The sequence below is a fragment of the Helicobacter sp. 13S00401-1 genome (assembly GCF_002272925.1).
Classification (GTDB): Bacteria; Campylobacterota; Campylobacteria; order Campylobacterales; family Helicobacteraceae; genus Helicobacter_I.
Map to the genome: position 1 here is coordinate 118,567 of NZ_MLAR01000005.1, position 16,058 is coordinate 134,624.

The 16,058-nt window shown below is 34.9% G+C and carries 18 protein-coding genes; 15 read left to right on the plus strand and 3 right to left on the minus strand.

The annotated features are described in order from the left end of the window. Positions 1 to 16 precede the first annotated feature (16 nt). Together BKH43_RS04285 and BKH43_RS04290 are read left to right on the plus strand one after the other, a co-directional pair. Positions 17 to 1,108 (plus strand): nitronate monooxygenase, encoded by a 1,092-nt coding sequence (locus BKH43_RS04285; protein ID WP_095228964.1) that lies wholly within the window; start codon positions 17 to 19, stop codon positions 1,106 to 1,108. Between the two features lie 3 nt (positions 1,109 to 1,111). Continuing rightward, positions 1,112 to 2,551: an N-acetylmuramoyl-L-alanine amidase gene (locus BKH43_RS04290; RefSeq protein WP_253248044.1), complete on the plus strand. Its 1,440-nt coding sequence runs from the start codon at positions 1,112 to 1,114 to the stop codon at positions 2,549 to 2,551. Between the two features lie 94 nt (positions 2,552 to 2,645). Here BKH43_RS04290 and rsmI read toward each other — a convergent pair whose 3' ends face one another. Together rsmI and rpmE are read right to left on the minus strand one after the other, a co-directional pair. Beyond that, entirely contained in the window at positions 2,646 to 3,473 is an 828-nt protein-coding gene (gene rsmI, locus BKH43_RS04295; protein WP_095228924.1) for a 16S rRNA (cytidine(1402)-2'-O)-methyltransferase, read from the minus strand. A 12-nt stretch (positions 3,474 to 3,485) separates the two neighbouring features. Beyond that, entirely contained in the window at positions 3,486 to 3,689 is a 204-nt protein-coding gene (gene rpmE / locus BKH43_RS04300; RefSeq protein ID WP_095228926.1) for a 50S ribosomal protein L31, read from the minus strand. Between the two features lie 112 nt (positions 3,690 to 3,801). Here rpmE and xseB point away from each other — a divergent pair, with 112 nt between their 5' ends. The 8 genes from xseB (at position 3,802) to BKH43_RS04340 (ending at position 9,859) form a co-directional block, all read left to right on the plus strand. Then, positions 3,802 to 4,005: an exodeoxyribonuclease VII small subunit gene (xseB, locus tag BKH43_RS04305; RefSeq protein ID WP_095228927.1), complete on the plus strand. Its 204-nt coding sequence runs from the start codon at positions 3,802 to 3,804 to the stop codon at positions 4,003 to 4,005. A 37-nt stretch (positions 4,006 to 4,042) separates the two neighbouring features. Then, positions 4,043 to 4,852: a carbon-nitrogen hydrolase family protein gene (locus BKH43_RS04310; RefSeq protein ID WP_172402310.1), complete on the plus strand. Its 810-nt coding sequence runs from the start codon at positions 4,043 to 4,045 to the stop codon at positions 4,850 to 4,852. Positions 4,853 to 4,895: 43 nt separating this feature from the next. Continuing rightward, a complete protein-coding gene (trxA, locus tag BKH43_RS04315; protein ID WP_095228931.1) occupies positions 4,896 to 5,213 on the plus strand; it encodes a thioredoxin in 318 nt (105 codons plus the stop codon). Between the two features lie 11 nt (positions 5,214 to 5,224). Continuing rightward, positions 5,225 to 6,196, plus strand: a complete 972-nt coding sequence (trxB, locus tag BKH43_RS04320; protein ID WP_095228933.1) for a thioredoxin-disulfide reductase — start codon at positions 5,225 to 5,227, stop codon at positions 6,194 to 6,196. Positions 6,197 to 6,280: 84 nt separating this feature from the next. After that, a complete protein-coding gene (gene dapB, locus BKH43_RS04325) occupies positions 6,281 to 7,030 on the plus strand; it encodes a 4-hydroxy-tetrahydrodipicolinate reductase (RefSeq protein WP_095228935.1) in 750 nt (249 codons plus the stop codon). A gap of 4 nt (positions 7,031 to 7,034) precedes the next feature. Then, positions 7,035 to 7,700 (plus strand): NTP transferase domain-containing protein, encoded by a 666-nt coding sequence (locus BKH43_RS04330; protein WP_095228937.1) that lies wholly within the window; start codon positions 7,035 to 7,037, stop codon positions 7,698 to 7,700. Beyond that, positions 7,701 to 8,798, plus strand: a complete 1,098-nt coding sequence (gene flhB, locus BKH43_RS04335; RefSeq protein ID WP_095228940.1) for a flagellar biosynthesis protein FlhB — start codon at positions 7,701 to 7,703, stop codon at positions 8,796 to 8,798. A 368-nt stretch (positions 8,799 to 9,166) separates the two neighbouring features. Further along, positions 9,167 to 9,859: an outer membrane beta-barrel protein gene (locus BKH43_RS04340; RefSeq protein WP_095228942.1), complete on the plus strand. Its 693-nt coding sequence runs from the start codon at positions 9,167 to 9,169 to the stop codon at positions 9,857 to 9,859. A 143-nt stretch (positions 9,860 to 10,002) separates the two neighbouring features. Here BKH43_RS04340 and BKH43_RS04345 read toward each other — a convergent pair whose 3' ends face one another. Continuing rightward, positions 10,003 to 10,773 carry a pyridoxine 5'-phosphate synthase gene (locus tag BKH43_RS04345; RefSeq protein WP_095228944.1) on the minus strand — a complete coding sequence of 257 codons (771 nt, stop codon included), beginning with the start codon at positions 10,771 to 10,773 and terminating at the stop codon, positions 10,003 to 10,005. A gap of 60 nt (positions 10,774 to 10,833) precedes the next feature. Here BKH43_RS04345 and BKH43_RS04350 point away from each other — a divergent pair, with 60 nt between their 5' ends. The 5 genes from BKH43_RS04350 to BKH43_RS04370 form a co-directional block, all read left to right on the plus strand. Then, positions 10,834 to 11,673, plus strand: a complete 840-nt coding sequence (locus BKH43_RS04350) for a protein-glutamate O-methyltransferase CheR (RefSeq protein ID WP_095228946.1) — start codon at positions 10,834 to 10,836, stop codon at positions 11,671 to 11,673. 57 nt (positions 11,674 to 11,730) lie between these two features. Next, positions 11,731 to 12,399: a CheB methylesterase domain-containing protein gene (locus BKH43_RS04355; protein WP_095228948.1), complete on the plus strand. Its 669-nt coding sequence runs from the start codon at positions 11,731 to 11,733 to the stop codon at positions 12,397 to 12,399. A 24-nt stretch (positions 12,400 to 12,423) separates the two neighbouring features. After that, positions 12,424 to 13,782, plus strand: coding sequence for a hypothetical protein (locus BKH43_RS04360; RefSeq protein ID WP_095228950.1), 1,359 nt, complete (start codon positions 12,424 to 12,426; stop codon positions 13,780 to 13,782). A gap of 100 nt (positions 13,783 to 13,882) precedes the next feature. After that, positions 13,883 to 15,124, plus strand: coding sequence for a hypothetical protein (locus BKH43_RS04365; protein ID WP_095228952.1), 1,242 nt, complete (start codon positions 13,883 to 13,885; stop codon positions 15,122 to 15,124). Between the two features lie 279 nt (positions 15,125 to 15,403). Further along, the coding region (locus BKH43_RS04370) for a cache domain-containing protein (RefSeq protein ID WP_172402311.1) at positions 15,404 to 16,058 on the plus strand (655 nt) is incomplete at its 3' end.

Below are 16,058 nucleotides of genomic sequence, written 5' to 3' on the forward strand. Positions count from 1 at the left end.
AGGCAAGGTAGGTGACATGAAAAAGGTATTAAAACCATTAACCATAGGAAAGCATACGATTAGCTATCCTATATTTCAAGGTGGTATGGGAGTAGGTATAAGCTGGGATGAGTTGGCTGGTAATGTATCAAAGCAAGGAGCTTTAGGGATCATATCTGCAGTTGGCACTGGCTATTATAAGAAGATGCAGTTCACTGATAGAATCATAAATAGTAAGCCTTTTGAAGCACTTAACTTTTACTCTAAACACGCTTTGAATGAGATTTTTAAAAATGCAAGAAAGATCTGTGGTGATAGGCCATTAGGGGCAAATATACTTTATGCTATCAATGAGTATGGCAGAGTAGTGCGTGATGCTTGTGAGGCAGGGGCTAATATCATAGTGACTGGAGCAGGCCTCCCGCTAAATATGCCAGAGTTTACAAAGAACTTTCCAGATGTTGCTTTAGTGCCTATAGTCTCTTCAGTAAGAGCTCTAAGGGTTATATGTAAAAAGTGGGGTGATAGATATAAAAGACTTCCTGATGCCATAGTAGTAGAAGGGCCTTTAAGTGGAGGCCATCAAGGCTTTAAGTATGAAGACTGCTTTAAACCAGAGTTTCAACTAGAACATCTTGTGCCAGAAATAGTAGAAGAAGCTAAGGCGTGGGGTGATATACCTACTATTGCTGCAGGTGGAATCTGGGATAGAAACGATATAGATAACATGCTAAGTCTTGGAGCTAGTGGGGTTCAGATGGCTACAAGATTCTTAGGAACTTTTGAGTGTGATGCCAAGGCTTACCAAAAACTTATGTTACATGTAAAACAAGAAGATATAGTGCTTGTAAAATCACCTGTTGGTTATCCAGCAAGGGCGGTTAGTACTGGTGTTTTAAGCCGTTTAAGAGAGGGTAATGCACCAAGGATTAAGTGTATAAGTAACTGTGTTAGCCCTTGTCATAGAGGTGAAGAGGCTAAAAAAGTTGGCTATTGCATAGCTGATAGTTTGGGAAAAGGGCACATGGGAGATTTGCGTGAAGGCTTGTATTTTAGTGGTGCTAATGGTTATAGGATAGATAAAATTATAAGCGTGAAAGAACTAATAGATGAACTAACCCAGAGATGATAGATGCGATACATCCTGCTTGTAGTTTTTCTATTTTGCGGGCTGCATGCAAATAATATTAAGTTTGTAGGTGCAGTACCCTTTGGAAGCTCTTCTTTAAGACTAGAAGCAAATAGTAATTTAATCCAAACTAAGATTAAAGTTTATAGAAAAGATTCCAAAGAAGTTTATATAGATATACCTAGTAGGCTAACTTTTGGTAAGAAAGAATATAAGTTTGCTAATAAAACATCTATAACTTTAACCCAGCATCACACCCACATAGTTAGAATCTCAATCAAGCTTACAAAAACTACAAGTTATGAGTACAGAGTAAGTGGCAAGTACTTTTATATAGAGATAAAAGATATGCCAGTAAGCACAAAAGCTACTACTAAAAAACAAGATTCTATCCATCAAACACATAGCACTAAAACTAAAAAAGAACAAGCTCAAAGAGAAAAGAAAAGCCTAGAAAAACAAAAAGAAAAGATTAAAGAAAAACTAGCGCATAAGAAAAAAGAGCCCACTAAAGTAGAACCTAAAAAGTTAGAATCCAAAAAGCCAGAGCCTAAAAAGATAGAATCTAAAAAGATAGAATCTAAAAAAGATGAAAGTAATCATAATCATGACCACCATGATCATCAAGCTCCTATAAAACCAGTTTATATAACTCCATTAAGTGCACAGTTTGCAAAAGAGCTTCATAGCTTTGCACACGATAAACCCATACTTATCTCAAAAGAAAACTACAAAGAAAACCAAAAGCTTCCACCAGGTAGCAGAAAAAAAGTAATAGTTATAGATCCAGGACATGGAGGTAAGGACTGTGGTACTTTTGGTATAGATAAGGTTTGTGAAAAAGTTATAGTTTTAGCTATAGGCAAAAAACTAGCTTCCATACTTGATAGGATGGGATATGTTGTTTATATGACTAGGGATAGTGATGTGTTTATAGACTTAAGACGTAGGACTGAAATGGCAAATGAGATAAAAGCTGATCTTTTTGTCTCAATCCACGCTAACTCCATACCCAAAGGCAAGCCTAATACACCTAAGGGTATAGAGACTTACTTCTTAAGTACTGCTAGGACTGAGCGCGCACTAGCAGTAGCTGATATAGAAAACCAAGGTGATACAGCTACTATGAACTACTTTTCAAAGTCTTATTTTCTAAGCACTATAAACTCCCAACGCCTAGTAGCTTCTAATAAATTAGCCATAGATATACAGTTTGGAGCACTAAAATCAGTTAGGACTAAATATAAAGACGTAGTAGATGGGGGTGTTAGAGAGGGACCTTTTTGGGTGTTAGCAGGAGCGCTTATGCCTTCAGTTTTAATAGAAACAGGCTATAACTCTAATCCCATAGAAGCCCCACGACTTATAAATAATGACTACCAAGAGCTTTTAGCCATAGGTATAGCTAATGGCATAAGAAGTTACTTTGCAAAGAATCCTTAAAAAAATCTTTACAAAAGTTTAAATTTTTTATATCTTAAATGTATATAGATTAAGTTTGTTTGCTTTTTTAGTTAGGTTAGATTTATGAAGCGTTTTAGTCTTTTTCTTTTTGAGCTTCTAAAAAAGCGTAGCATTCTTTGGGGTTAGTGCCTCTAAGTTTAGCTAGAAGTTTTGCCTTATCTTTTAAAGGAAGGCGTAAGCTTAAAAGCTCTTTTTCATCCATTGTTATAAACTTAGAATCTTGTTTTACATCTAAGACTACGCACCACTCACCATTTAGATTAGCACCTTTCATAGATTCTAAGACTTCACTTGGAGAGCCACTAAAGCTTTTAAAATGAAGTTTGGTAAGTTCTTTATAAGCATAAACTTCGCAGTTAGTAAAAGAGGAGTTAATATCTTTTAGTAGTTCTAGGATGCGTTTTGGACTTTCATAAAGTACATTTATCCCACTTAGTGTTTTTAAAGCTTCAAGTCTTGCTTTTTGAGTACTTGGCAAAAAGCCTTTAAAATTAAAGCTAGATTCTAGTCCACTTAAGGCATAAGCTAGGCTAAAAGCACTGCCTCCAGGTAGGACTTCATAGGCTATATTATGCATCTTTGCATACTTTATAAGTTGTGCTCCAGGATCGCTAATACAAGGCATACCAGCATCTACGCTATAAACTACTTTAGAGTTAAAAAAGTTAGAATCTAAGTCTAACTTTGATAAAAACTCATCTTGATTGTGAGTATGAAAGCTTAAAAATATCTTAGTAGAAAGATCGCAACTTAAAAGACCATCTTCTTTTAAAAGGTATAAAAGTCTTTTAGTAACCCTTGTATCTTCACAAAGCAAAACATCTGCTTCCCTAAAAGCCTCTAAGGCTCTAAGTGAGATATCTTTTAAGTTCCCAAGGGGAGTTGGGATGAAGGTTAGCAAGGTAGGGAGAGACTATTTTTTGGCGTAGCGTTGTTTGAATTTTTCTACTCTACCAGCAGTATCAGCTATCTTATCAGTGCCTGTATAGAAAGGATGACAAAAGCTAGAGATATCTATCCTTAGCTCGGGTTTAGTGCTTAAAACTTCGATTTCTTTACCGCTTGTTACGCAAGTAACTTTACAAGGTACGTATTTTGGGTGAATGTCTTTTTTCATGATTTAGATCCTTAAACATATAGTAAGCTTGCAATTCTTGCTAAGTTTTACTTAAAATTGGCTTTTTCGGCGCTATTTCTAGGCTAGAATCTTGATTTTTAAGGAGTTTTATATGCAGAAGTTAGACTTTGAGACTTACTGTGCAAAAGTAGATGAGATAGTACAAAAGATGAATGATAAAGATATCTCTTTAAAAGAAAGCCTTAGATTATATAAAAACGCTAAAGATTATATCTCTAAGGCTGAAGGCTTGCTAGAAAATGCAAAACTTGAGTTAAGTGTATTAGATAAAACATCTCAAAAAAGCGATGAGTAAGCCTTTAAAATCCTATATATGTAAAGAGAGTGATGTAATGACAAAGATTGCACTTAAAAGTTTTAGTGGCACTGTAGCCCTTTTGCAGTTAAGCCAAGTAGGGGATATGAAGAGGCTAAAAGTTTACTTTTCCCAGCTTCCAGCCTACTCTATAGTGGTTATAGGAGAGTATGTTTTAGATCTCTTTTTTACTGAGATAAAAGATGTGGCTAAAGGGATAATCACTAATGACAGCAACAAAAAGCTAGATCTTTTAAGTTCTATATCAAAGGAATTTAACCTATATATAGTAGCCCCTATAATCACAGGCAGTAAAGATAAGATCTTTAAAAAGATGGCTTTAATAACCCCTATGAAAACTTACTTTTACACACAACAACGCCTTATAAACTTCCCTCACTGGGATGAAGCAAGCTTTTTTGATAATAGTGCTTCTACTTTAAAAACACCTTTGATATTTGATGCTAATGGCTTAAAGTTTGCTCTTTTGTTTGGTTATGAGCTACATTTTGATGAGTTAACCTTAAAGTTAAAAAATGCTGATGTGGATGCTATCTTGCTTCCTTGTGTTAATACTTTTGAATCAAAAGCTAGATGGAAGGAGCTTATTAAAGTAAGATCTTTTTTAAATACTTGCTATATATTTAGGGTTAATAGAGTAGGTAGTGTTAAATATATAGATGGAAATATATGGGAGTTTTATGGCAATAGCCTAGGTGCTTTAGGTGGAGAGATAGTAAATGAGTTGGGAGATAAGGAAGGTATGCTTTGTGTAGATATAGATTCTAAATCTTTAAACGAAGTTAAAAGCCAGTGGAGTTTTAAAAAAGAATCATTAACTAATTAGTTTTATAATCCTCGCCATATTTATTTTTTAGGAGAAATTAAAAATGGGAAAATATATAGAGTTAAAAAAAGATAACTTTGATAGTGTTGTAAAAAATGGCGTTTCTATGGTTGATTTTTGGGCACCATGGTGTGGACCTTGTAGAATGTTAGCTCCAATAATTGATGAGCTAGCTGCTGAGTATGCAGGTAAAGCAAATATTTGCAAAGTTAATACTGATGAAGAAGAAGAGCTAGGTGCAAAGTTTGGTATAAGAAGTATCCCTTCAATGCTATTTTTTGTAAATGGTGAGTTAAAAGACACTATAGTTGGTGCAACTTCTAAACAAGTCATACAAGATAAGATTAACTCTTTATTATAATAAGGTTTCATATGATAGATTTAGCAATTATTGGTGGCGGTCCTGCTGGTTTAACCGCAGGACTTTATGCTACTCGTGGTGGTGTAAAAAATGTGGTTCTTTTTGAGAAAGGTATGCCAGGTGGTCAGATAACTGGTAGTAGCGAGATTGAAAACTATCCTGGTGTTAAAGAAATAAAGTCAGGACTTGATTTTATGGAGCCTTGGCAAGAGCAGTGTTTCCGCTTTGGATTAACTCACAACTTAAGAGAGGTTGTAAGAGTTAGTAAGTGTGGAAATATGTTTAAAGTTTTTTGTAGTGATGGTACAGACTATGTAGCAAAATCTGTCATCCTTGCAACTGGTGGTAGACCAAAAAGGACAGGCATAAAAGGTGAAAGCGAGTACTGGGGCAAAGGCGTTAGTACTTGTGCAACTTGTGATGCTTTCTTTCATAAAGGTAAAGAAGTGGCAGTTTTAGGTGGTGGTGACACTGCATTAGAAGAAGCTATATATCTTACTAAGTTTGCTTCAAAAGTGCATCTTATACATAGAAGAGATGGCTTTAGGGCAGCTCCTATAACTCTAGAGCACGCTGAGAAAAATGAAAAAATAAACTTCATGGTCCCTTACGTTGTTGAAGAGATATGCGGGGATGGAAAAGAAGTAACTTCATTAAAAGTTAAAAACATAGCAACTAATGAAACTAGTACTTTAGACACTGGCGTTATATTTGTCTTTGTAGGTTATGAAGTTAATAATGGAATCTTAGTTCAAGAAGATAAGAGCATGCTTTGTGAGTGTGATAAATGGGGCTCTGTAGTAGTAGACCTTGATATGAACACTAGCGTGCCAGGACTTTTTGCTGCAGGTGATTTAAGAGTTGAAGCTAAAAAGCAAGTTATCTGTGCTGCAGGTGATGGCGCAACAGCTGCCCTTTCAGCTATAGACTATCTTGAAACTACACACGCTGCACCATATTTAGAAGCTGAACACAAGCTTTAATCTACTCTTTCTTTAAAATCCTAACTTTTTACGTTAGGATTTTAAAGGCTTTAGCCCTCAATCTCATTTATTAAAGATAATTACATGTTAAAAATAGGCATACTTGGCGCATATGGCAGAGTTGGTAGTTTGATAAGAGAAAGCTTGCAAGACACCTATAAAGATAAGGCAGTCTTTAGTAAGGCCTTAGTTGAAGGTAAACTTCTTTCAAGTTTTGATACTACAGACTATAAAGACTTTTTAGATTCTATAGATGTAGCTATTGATTTTTCTTCACCCATCTCAAGTAAGCTTTTAGTAGAACACGCACTAATAACTCCTAAACCTCTAGTTATAGGCACTACTGGCTTAGATTCTGAAACACTAGATTTTATGAGCACTGCTAGCACAAAGATGCCTATACTTTATTCAACCAATATGAGCAAGGGTGTTTTAGTATTAAATGAGTTAATTAGTGAAGTTGCAAAAAAGCTTCCTAACTTTGATATAGAAATATTAGAGATGCACCATAGACATAAAAAAGATGCCCCTTCAGGTACAGCACTAAGTCTAGCAGATAGTGTCTTAGAAGCAAGAGGCCTTGATAAGTCTAATCTAGTAAAAAGTAGGGATGGCATAGCTTTAAGAAAGGAAAATGATATAGGCATACAAAGCTTAAGGGGAGGGGACTTGTATGGGAAGCATACTGTTGGATTCTATGGAGATGGAGAGTTTTTAGAGTTAACCCACTATGCAACTTCACGCTTTGCTTTTGCTAATGGCGCACTAGACTGCGCACTTTGGATAGCAGATAAAAAGCCTGGACTTTATAGTATAAAAGATATCTTTAGATAGTTACATGTCTAATCTTGTCATACTTTGTGGGGGGCTTAGCTCGCGTTTTGGTGCTGATAAAAGCCTTTGTGAGTTTGAAAAAAAGCCCTTAAGTCTTTATCAGTTTGAAAGACTTCAAAAGTATATAGAGGTAAAAAAGCTAGATATAAAAATCTATCTTTGTATAAAGAATGATAGATATCCACTCTTAGATTCTAAAAACCTAGAATCTAAAACCCCTAACTTCATAGTAGAAAGCAAAGTTTTAAGTAAGACTTTTTTAGACCATCTAACTAACTCATCTAGCATAGATAAAACTCATATTAAAAAGTCTACCCACTCCCCACTTTATGGAATCTATGCTAGTTTATTAAAGCTTCAAAGCCCTTGTGTCTTTATGAGCGTGGATACACCATTTTTAAGCTTTGATACTATAAAAAAGCTTTTAGATTCTAAAACTCAAGCTTTTATCAAAACTCCTCTTCGCTCTCATTTTCTTCCTTCAAAGTGGGATATAAGTAGTTTAGATTCTATAAAAAGTGCCATTTTGCACCAAGAGTACAAACTAGGTATGTTAATGGAAGCTTTAAACTTTAAGCCTTTAGATATAGAAGATGAGATAGAGTTTTTTAACATCAACACAAAGGCTAATTATAAAGAAGCCTTAGAGCTTAAAGCTAAGGAAGTTTAGATGGCAGATGATGCAGAAAAGACAGAAGCCCCCAGTTCTAAAAAGATCCAAAAGGCCAGGGAGGAAGGAAGTGTTTCTAAGAGTCCTGAGTTAGTTGGTTTTATAGGGCTAGTGGTTAGTTTTGTAGTACTTTTTGTTATCTTTCCTTTTTGGGTGAGTGAGTTTAAAAAGCTTTATATTCAGTCAGTTAATCTTTTTAGTCTTGATTTTACAGAGATGAATGTTTATGGTTTAGCCCTTATGGGCTTTAAAGTTTTAGCTATAACAACTTTGCCCTTTTTTGCAGCCCTTGTAGTAGCAGGTGTGATAGGCAATGTGGCTCAGATAGGCTTTTTGCTAAGTTTTAAGGTTTTAACTCCAAAGCTTGAAAAGATAGACCCTATAAAGGGTATGAAAAATGTCTTCTCACTTAAAAAACTCCTAGATGGAATCTTAATCACACTAAAAGTTGCTATAGCTTTCATAGTCGCATTTTTTATCTTCCTAGGCTTTTTAAAAGATCTTCCTGGTATATCGCGTAGTAATCTTTACGTTCAAACACACTGGTTTTATGATAAGGCCCTTATACTAATAGGCGTTTTGCTTTTTATCTTTTTAGTTATGGCAGTGATAGACTTTTTAGTAAAACGCTATCAGTATATAAAGTCTTTAAAGATGAGTAAGCAAGAAGTAAAAGATGAGTTTAAGCAACAAGAGGGGAATCAAGAAGTAAAAGCTAAGATTCGCCAGCTTATGATGAAAAATGCTATGAGTAAGATGATGGCAGCCATCCCTACTGCAAATGTCGTCGTTACTAACCCAACCCACTACGCCGTAGCGTTACGCTTTGATGGTGATAAAGACCCGGCACCTATAGTTGTCGCTAAGGGGATAGACAACCTAGCCATACGTATAAAAGGCATAGCTAGGGAGCATGATATAGAGATCATTGAAAATCCTCCTTTAGCTAGGGAGCTTTATAGAGTAGTAGATGTCTCAAGGACTATACCACCTACTATGTTTGAAGCAGTAGTTGTGCTATTTCACGAGGTTGCTAAGCTTGAACAAGCTAAAGGGAAGGTACCAAACTTTATGAAAAATATAAAAAAGAAACATTAGCTTGATGTAGTAAGGATTGTAGTTATCTCCTAGTGTATAACGTAGAGAAGTAAGTTACTTTTTGTTACTATAAACTTTGTGATAGCAAGGGTGGATTTAGTATTTTTTAAGACTTACTACACCGTGTAAAAGTTTTATATCTTCTTTTAATCTTAAATCAAAATAAAAGAAAATACTCACTAAGTAAAGACTTTTTTACTATTTTTATCTTCAAATATTAGAAGTGATAAGTTTCTTTTAGCTATTATCTCTTTTTTTACTTTAAAGGCTTTCATTTTTTTTGGATACATTAATTTTCGTGATTTTAAATCTAGCTTTTTAGGTCTAGGTTTAATTTCTATTTAATTTTTACATATAAGGGATTACAAATGAAGAAAAAAGTGTTGTTAGGAGCAGCATGTTTAGCACTAGCACTAAGCTCTGCGAGCTATGCTAAAAGTGGTGTTTTTGTAGGAGCTAATGTTGGTTTACCTATAACTACTCCAACTTATGTTGGTGAGTTTCAAAATGCTGAAGCTTCACTGCCAAATACAGGTGTTGGATATGTATTAGGCCTAGATGCTGGTTATCAGCAAAACTTTACTCCTAAGATGGGATTAAGATACTATCTAAGCTATAACTTTTCTCAAAGTTTTGCAAGTAAAACTAGTGAGGCAAATGATATAAGCCAGAAGCTTAGTGCAGTAAACTTTAACCACCTAATAGCTGCTAATGTTGACTTTTTTTATAACATCACTGATATGTTTGGAGCTTACGCTGGTTTAGGAGCTGGCTTTACAAACTTTAGTACAGATATGACAGGTACTGTTAGCGGTGATACCCCAGATGGTCAAAGTCAAACAGCAACAGTTAAGTTTGTTGGCAATAGCTTTGCGTTACCTTTAAACCTAGGTGTAAGTATGAATCTAGGAGACCACCAAGTTATAAAACTAGGAGCGAAAATCCCACTAGTTGGTACAGATATAAAAGATTTAGATTCTACTGATGAAACATTTGGTAATGGAACATTTGCGACTTTAAGAAACTACATCATCCAAGTTGGCTATAGCTATATCTTCTAGTTGATATTTTTTAGTTAGTTAAAGTCCTTTTTTTAAAGCCTAAAGCTTGTGGTGGAGCTTTGCTTTTTTTATGTTTTTGTTGTGTTGTGGAATCTTAGATTCCACAATTTTTAATGGCTAAATTGCTGTAAGCACAAAAAGTTCTAAAATCTCCCATCACTCTTGCATATCTCTTTCATCTCTCTTATAGCCCTTTCTAATCCCACAAAAACAGCACGCGCTATGATGCTATGACCTATATTTAACTCTTCAATTTGAGGGATATCAACTATAGCTTGAGTGTTTTGATAGTTTAGCCCATGTCCAGCATAGACTTTAAGCCCTAGCTTTAAAGACTCTTTACTGGCTTCTTTTAGTAAAGATAACTCACTTTCAAACTCTTTTTTTGTAGCGTTTAGATTAAGGGCGTTATTAGTTCTTTTTAGGTTGGTAAAAAGCTCTAAGCTTAAGTTTGCATATCTTCCAGTGTGTAGTTCTATAGCATTACTTTCTAACTCTTTAGCCTTTCTTATAGCTTCTAAACTTGGATCTATAAATAAAGATACTTCTATACCACTATCTTTTAGCCTTTTTATAGGCTCTTTTAATCTAGAATCTAACTTTAATCCACCTTCAGTTGTAACTTCTTCTCTTTTTTCAGGTACTAAAGTTATACGAGCTGGAAGTAGTTTACAAGCCATATCTAGTATGCTTTTATCTAGGGCACACTCTAAGTTTATAGGTAAAAAAGAAGATTCTATAATACGTCTTAAATCAAAGTCATGCATATGTCTTCTATCTTCCCTTAAGTGCATAGTGATTTGATTAGCCCCGGCTTTTTCGCAGATAAAGACTGCTTCTAGGGGGTCAGGTTGGTTAGTTTTTCTAGCCTCTCTCAAAGTTGCTATATGATCTATATTAATACCTAGTCTCATGGTCTTCCTTTCTTTAATCTTTGTGATAGAATAGTAAAAAACACATAAAGAGCCCTTAAAATGCTACAAATTAGTAATGCAGAAGTTAAAGAAGTACAAAACGCTTTATATGAGTTTTGTGGCATATACCTAAATGACACAAAGCAAACTATGATAAAAAACAGGCTTACAGCACTTTTAAGAACTAAAGAAGCTAAAGATATAGATTCTATCCCACAGCTTTTAAAGGGTATAAGAAGTAACCTAGCCTTAAGACAGGCTTTTATAAATAGCTTTACTACTAACAAGACTGACTTTTTTCGTGAAAGCTACCACTTTGATGATATGATAGATAGAGCGTTAAATACTTTGATGAGAGAGAATGCTTCTATTAAGATCTTTTGTTCTGCTTCTTCTTCAGGCGAAGAGCCTTACTCTATAGCTGCTACTTGTCTTTATGCTAAAAGTCTTTATAAGTCAAACTCATCTATTAGAATAATAGCTACTGATATAGACACCAACATGCTTGAACTTGCCAAAAAAGGGCACTATACGCTAGATCCTAGGCTTAATAAGATTCCATCTTGGGTTGAGCTAGATAAGTACTTTGATGTGAAGAAAAATGCAGATGGAACCTTAGAGTTAGATGCCAAAGCCTTACTAAAAAACCTTATCACATTTCAACCCTTAAATCTTTACAACAAGCATTATCCTTTTCCTTCAAATGATTTTGATATAGTTTTTTGCCGAAATGTACTTATATACTTTAAGCTACCAGATCAAGAACAAATCCTTGAAAGATTGCTTGGAGTTTTAAAACCAGGTGGGACTTTGTATCTTGGGCACTCTGAAGATGTCTTAGCCTTAGGATATAAAGTAGAAAGACTTGGTAATAAGACTTTTATAAAACGCGATCTTTAGCGTGCAAGTATTACATAAACTATGAGGCAGGGGAATGCCTTTAATAAAGAGAATATAATGAGAAACAAAACTCCTTACTTAGTGGAAGAAAAACATCATCCAGATACTATCCTCCCTAGCAAGCCAGCTTTTAACCCAAAAGATAGACTTATAGTTATAGGATCTTCAACTGGAGGTACTGAAGCGCTTAATACTATATTTTCCAAACTTCCTAGAGGTCTTCCTCCTATAATTGTAGTTCAGCATATACCTAAAACTTTTTCTGCTTCCTTGGTTCAAAGACTGGATGCAAACTCAGCCTTAGACGTATATGAAGTAACAGAAAAGATGGTGCTACAAGATAGCGCTGTATATGTGGCTGCAGGAGATTGTCATGTGCTTGTAGGAAGTGAGGCAGGCAAATGTATAGTAAAACCTTTTGAAGAAAGGCGCATCTCTAGGCACAAGCCAAGCGTTGATATACTTTTTAGATCTGCTAATAATCTAAGCGGTCCTAACACCCTAGCTATCATACTAACAGGTATGGGAGATGATGGTAGTATAGGCATGAAAGAGCTTTTTGATAATGGCGCTTATACCATAGCACAAGATGAAAAAAGCTGTGTAGTTTTTGGTATGCCAAAAAAGGCCATAGAAGCTGGTGCTGTTAGAGAAGTGCTGCCACTTGAAAAGATTCCAGCACGCATAGTAGAGCTTAGTAGTAAGAAAAGCTTTTCTTGCAGATAGTATATTTAATAAGGACTAAGTAAGATGAGGTTAACTTTTAGTATCTTACTACTTAGTCTACTTTTTGTTCAAGCAAGTGAACTTAAAGCTACTAGCACTAAAGATAGAAGTGAAGTTTTAGATTCTAAACCCTTTGTTTATAAAAATAGAATCTTTAAGTTCAGCCTACAAGGCCACTTAGGCAGTCTTTTTGCCACTAGCTTTGGAGTTGCTAATACTTTTTTAGGTCTTAATACTTCTCTAACTGGCAAGCTAGATATCTATGATAACTATCAAGTTGGACTTGGAGCCTTGGGTGCTTGGAATATCTTCCCATATAATGATTATTTATTTAGCGATACTGCTGCTCGCTTTGGCTATCAGAGTAGACAAGATATTATAAACGCCTATCTTAGATACACTAACTCTAATCTCACAGTGGTTGCTGGACGCTATAGCTTAGAAGATATAAAAACTACTCCTCTAGCTTTTGATAATGACTTTATTTATGGTCCCTTGCAAGGTGCTAGTATAAACTATACTTTTAAGAGTGCTAATCTCTGGTTAAACTATATAAACTCCTACCTTCAAACAGGAATCTTGCCTAAGCGTTTAGGCTCATCTATGGCCTTACTTAAGCCCTTTAATCCTCTTTCAAAAGATACACTTATAGGCGGAGAGATACTAAATCTTGGTGGCAACTTATCTTATAAAGGCTTTTATATAAGCCCATGGGTGCTTTTTAATACTCGTGATGTAAGCACACCTAGCATCTTATATTTTAACCCACTAGTGCAAGCTGGGCTAAAGAGTGCTTATAAGTTTGACTTTGGGCACTCAAGCTACTCTTTAACTAGACTAGATGTTTTATTTCAAGCTAGTAATTTAGAGCATTCTTTACTGAACAGTTCCCCAAATCTTGCCACTTTAATAATCTTTGATGAAGCCTTTAGATTCTACTATCAAAGCCTTGCTTTTGAAGTTGGAGGGGGCTTTTTAGCTTCTGTATCTAGCTTGCAGGAAAATGGCAAAGAAGGTGCTTTAAGTTTAGGAGTTAAAAAGCCTACAACTATCTTTGCACTAAGTGATAGCACTAGGTTTTATGGAAAATACCTAAATGGTATAGACTACTTTCAAGCAGGCTCTATCACTGGCTATCTTTTTGCTTCTATGAGCATTTCAAAGTTAAAGCTTGGAGCACTTGCTGCCTTTGGGACTTATAAAGAGCTTTCAGTCTATCTAAGCTATAAGATTTATACTCAAAAGATAGAAGGGATAAATAGACTTTCTTTAGATGCTGGGCTTGCTTACTCTTATGCTAGTTTTTCAAAGCTAAGTTTTTCTTTACATCATGCCTCACAAAATAATAGTGCTTTGATGGTTTTTACTAAACTATCTTTTTAGAATCTTTTTTTAAGCCAGTTTTGTAAAGTTTGCTTCTTAAATGCCGATATTAACTTAAATGCAACTTTAAAAGTGGTAATTTCAAAATAAGGATGTAAACATGACTAGAAAGATAATAGCTTCCGTTGCTTTAGTTGGTACTTTAAGTCTTGGCGCAGCTGGCGCGATGGATTTTAACTATAATGGCTATGTTGGTGCGTTTGGCAATATTGGCTTTGGAAATGGTAATAAGGTTAATTATGGTGATAGCATTAATCAGTCAAGCTACGCTGGAGTTAGCGGTCACTTTGCAGGAGACTTTGGTTTTGATAACATCCACTTAGGTGTTGGAGCCTTAGCAGCTTTCTCACCATTTAATAGAAACTCTATAGTGGGAACCAAAGGTTACTCTCTTGATAATATCTATCAAAAACCTTTCATAGATCTTTCAGATCTTTACTTTAAGTATGACACTAAAGAGTTTAAATTAGTACTAGGTCGCTATGACGTTAATGATGTTTTAAACACATCAGACTGGATAGGCGGTTATAATCAAGGTATAGCCTTTAACTATCAAGGTCAGTACTTTGGTATATGGGGTACTTATATTAATGACTGGTTAAACACAGGCTATAATCTTTCTCCAGATTTTAACTCTGACTTTGGTAAGTTTGGTTCAGGACTAAGTGCATTTAGCCCTTACAACACTACACTTGGTAGATTTGGTAACTTCTTTAGTAGAAATGTTTTCTCAGGCGGACTAGACTTTAATATAGCTGATATGGTTAGTATTAACCCTTATGGTGCTTACTGGATGAATCAAGGCGTAAATGGCGCTCCTTTAGCACAAGCTGGATTAAGAGCTTCTTTGATGCTAGGAGATAAGTCTAGCTTTATGTCAACTACTACTTTTAGAACTCTATGGCAAAACAGTATAGGTATTGATAATGACTTTGGCATGATGTACTGGATAGATCAAGAGTTTAAGTTTATGGATATGTTTAAACTAGGTGCAGGTTACTTATATATAGGTAGAAAAGGCGTAGTATCATTAAATGATAGAACAAGATTCTATGGTCAGTTCTTTAGCCCAGTTGGCCTAAATGGTAACACTTTAACTAGGTCTTATCTAAATGCTGGCGTTAGTACATGGTATGTATTTGGTGGCTTTATGATCACTAAAACTTTAAACCTTGACTTATTATATGCTGGTGGTAACTATCATGAAGCTTCAGCTGTTTTAAACTGGCAGATTATCAACGATAATCAGTTTAACTGGAGTGTAGGAACTGGAGTTGTAGCAACTGGCTTTAATGCAGCCAACAAGCTAAATGTCTTAGCCTTTACTAAGTTTAAATTCTAAAATTTTATAACTTAGATTCTATAAAGCATCTAAGTTTTAGCCCTTTTTAAAGGGCTAATTTTTCTTGGTTAATCTTTTTTTATCTACTTTTTTAAAATTTGTATACTTGCTTTTTTAGTTACGTGTTTGGTAACAAATCCTTAATTACTACTATCTTTAATATCATTTACTATACATTTACTTTCATTTTAATATTAAAATGGTCTACTGTGAAATTAAAAGCATAAATTTCAAAACTGATACTTATGCTGCCCCAAAATCATTACAAGGAAGTTATCAATGAGAGTAAAGCTTATGGCATTTATGTCATTTATATTTTTGGTTTTTATTATAGTTTTTGTAATATTTTTCTTTAACAACAAACACCAGATAACACTTTTTGAAAGCGGCTTTACTAATACTTACTATGCAAATACTGATAAGATGCTACAAACTACTGCTACTTCCATGGCAGTATCTTTAGGTGATTTGATAGATGGGCTAGATGAAAAAGAGCAAATTCAGATTATAGATAAAGCTATAGCTAATATAAGGTTAGGTGATGATAAAAGCAGCTACTTTTTTGCAGCTAAAGGAACTGTTTTGTTAATGCACCCTGATCATACTCTTATAGGTAAGGACGCAAAAGACATCAAAGATCCTAATGGAGTTTATGTGTATAGAACACAACACCAAGCAGCACTTAATGGCGGTGGAACAGTTAGGTATATGTGGCCTAAATATAAAACTGATGGTAGTAGTGTAGATACACCAAAGATGTCTTATGCCATATTAGTGCCTCATACTAACGACATATGGATATCTTATGGCGTCTACACCGATGACTTATCCCATCATCTAAGCACACTTATGGATCCCATCAAATCCAAAATGCTCTATTCTTTTTGGACTAATCTAATCATTACTTTTATTATCCTTTTAGTATGTTCACTAA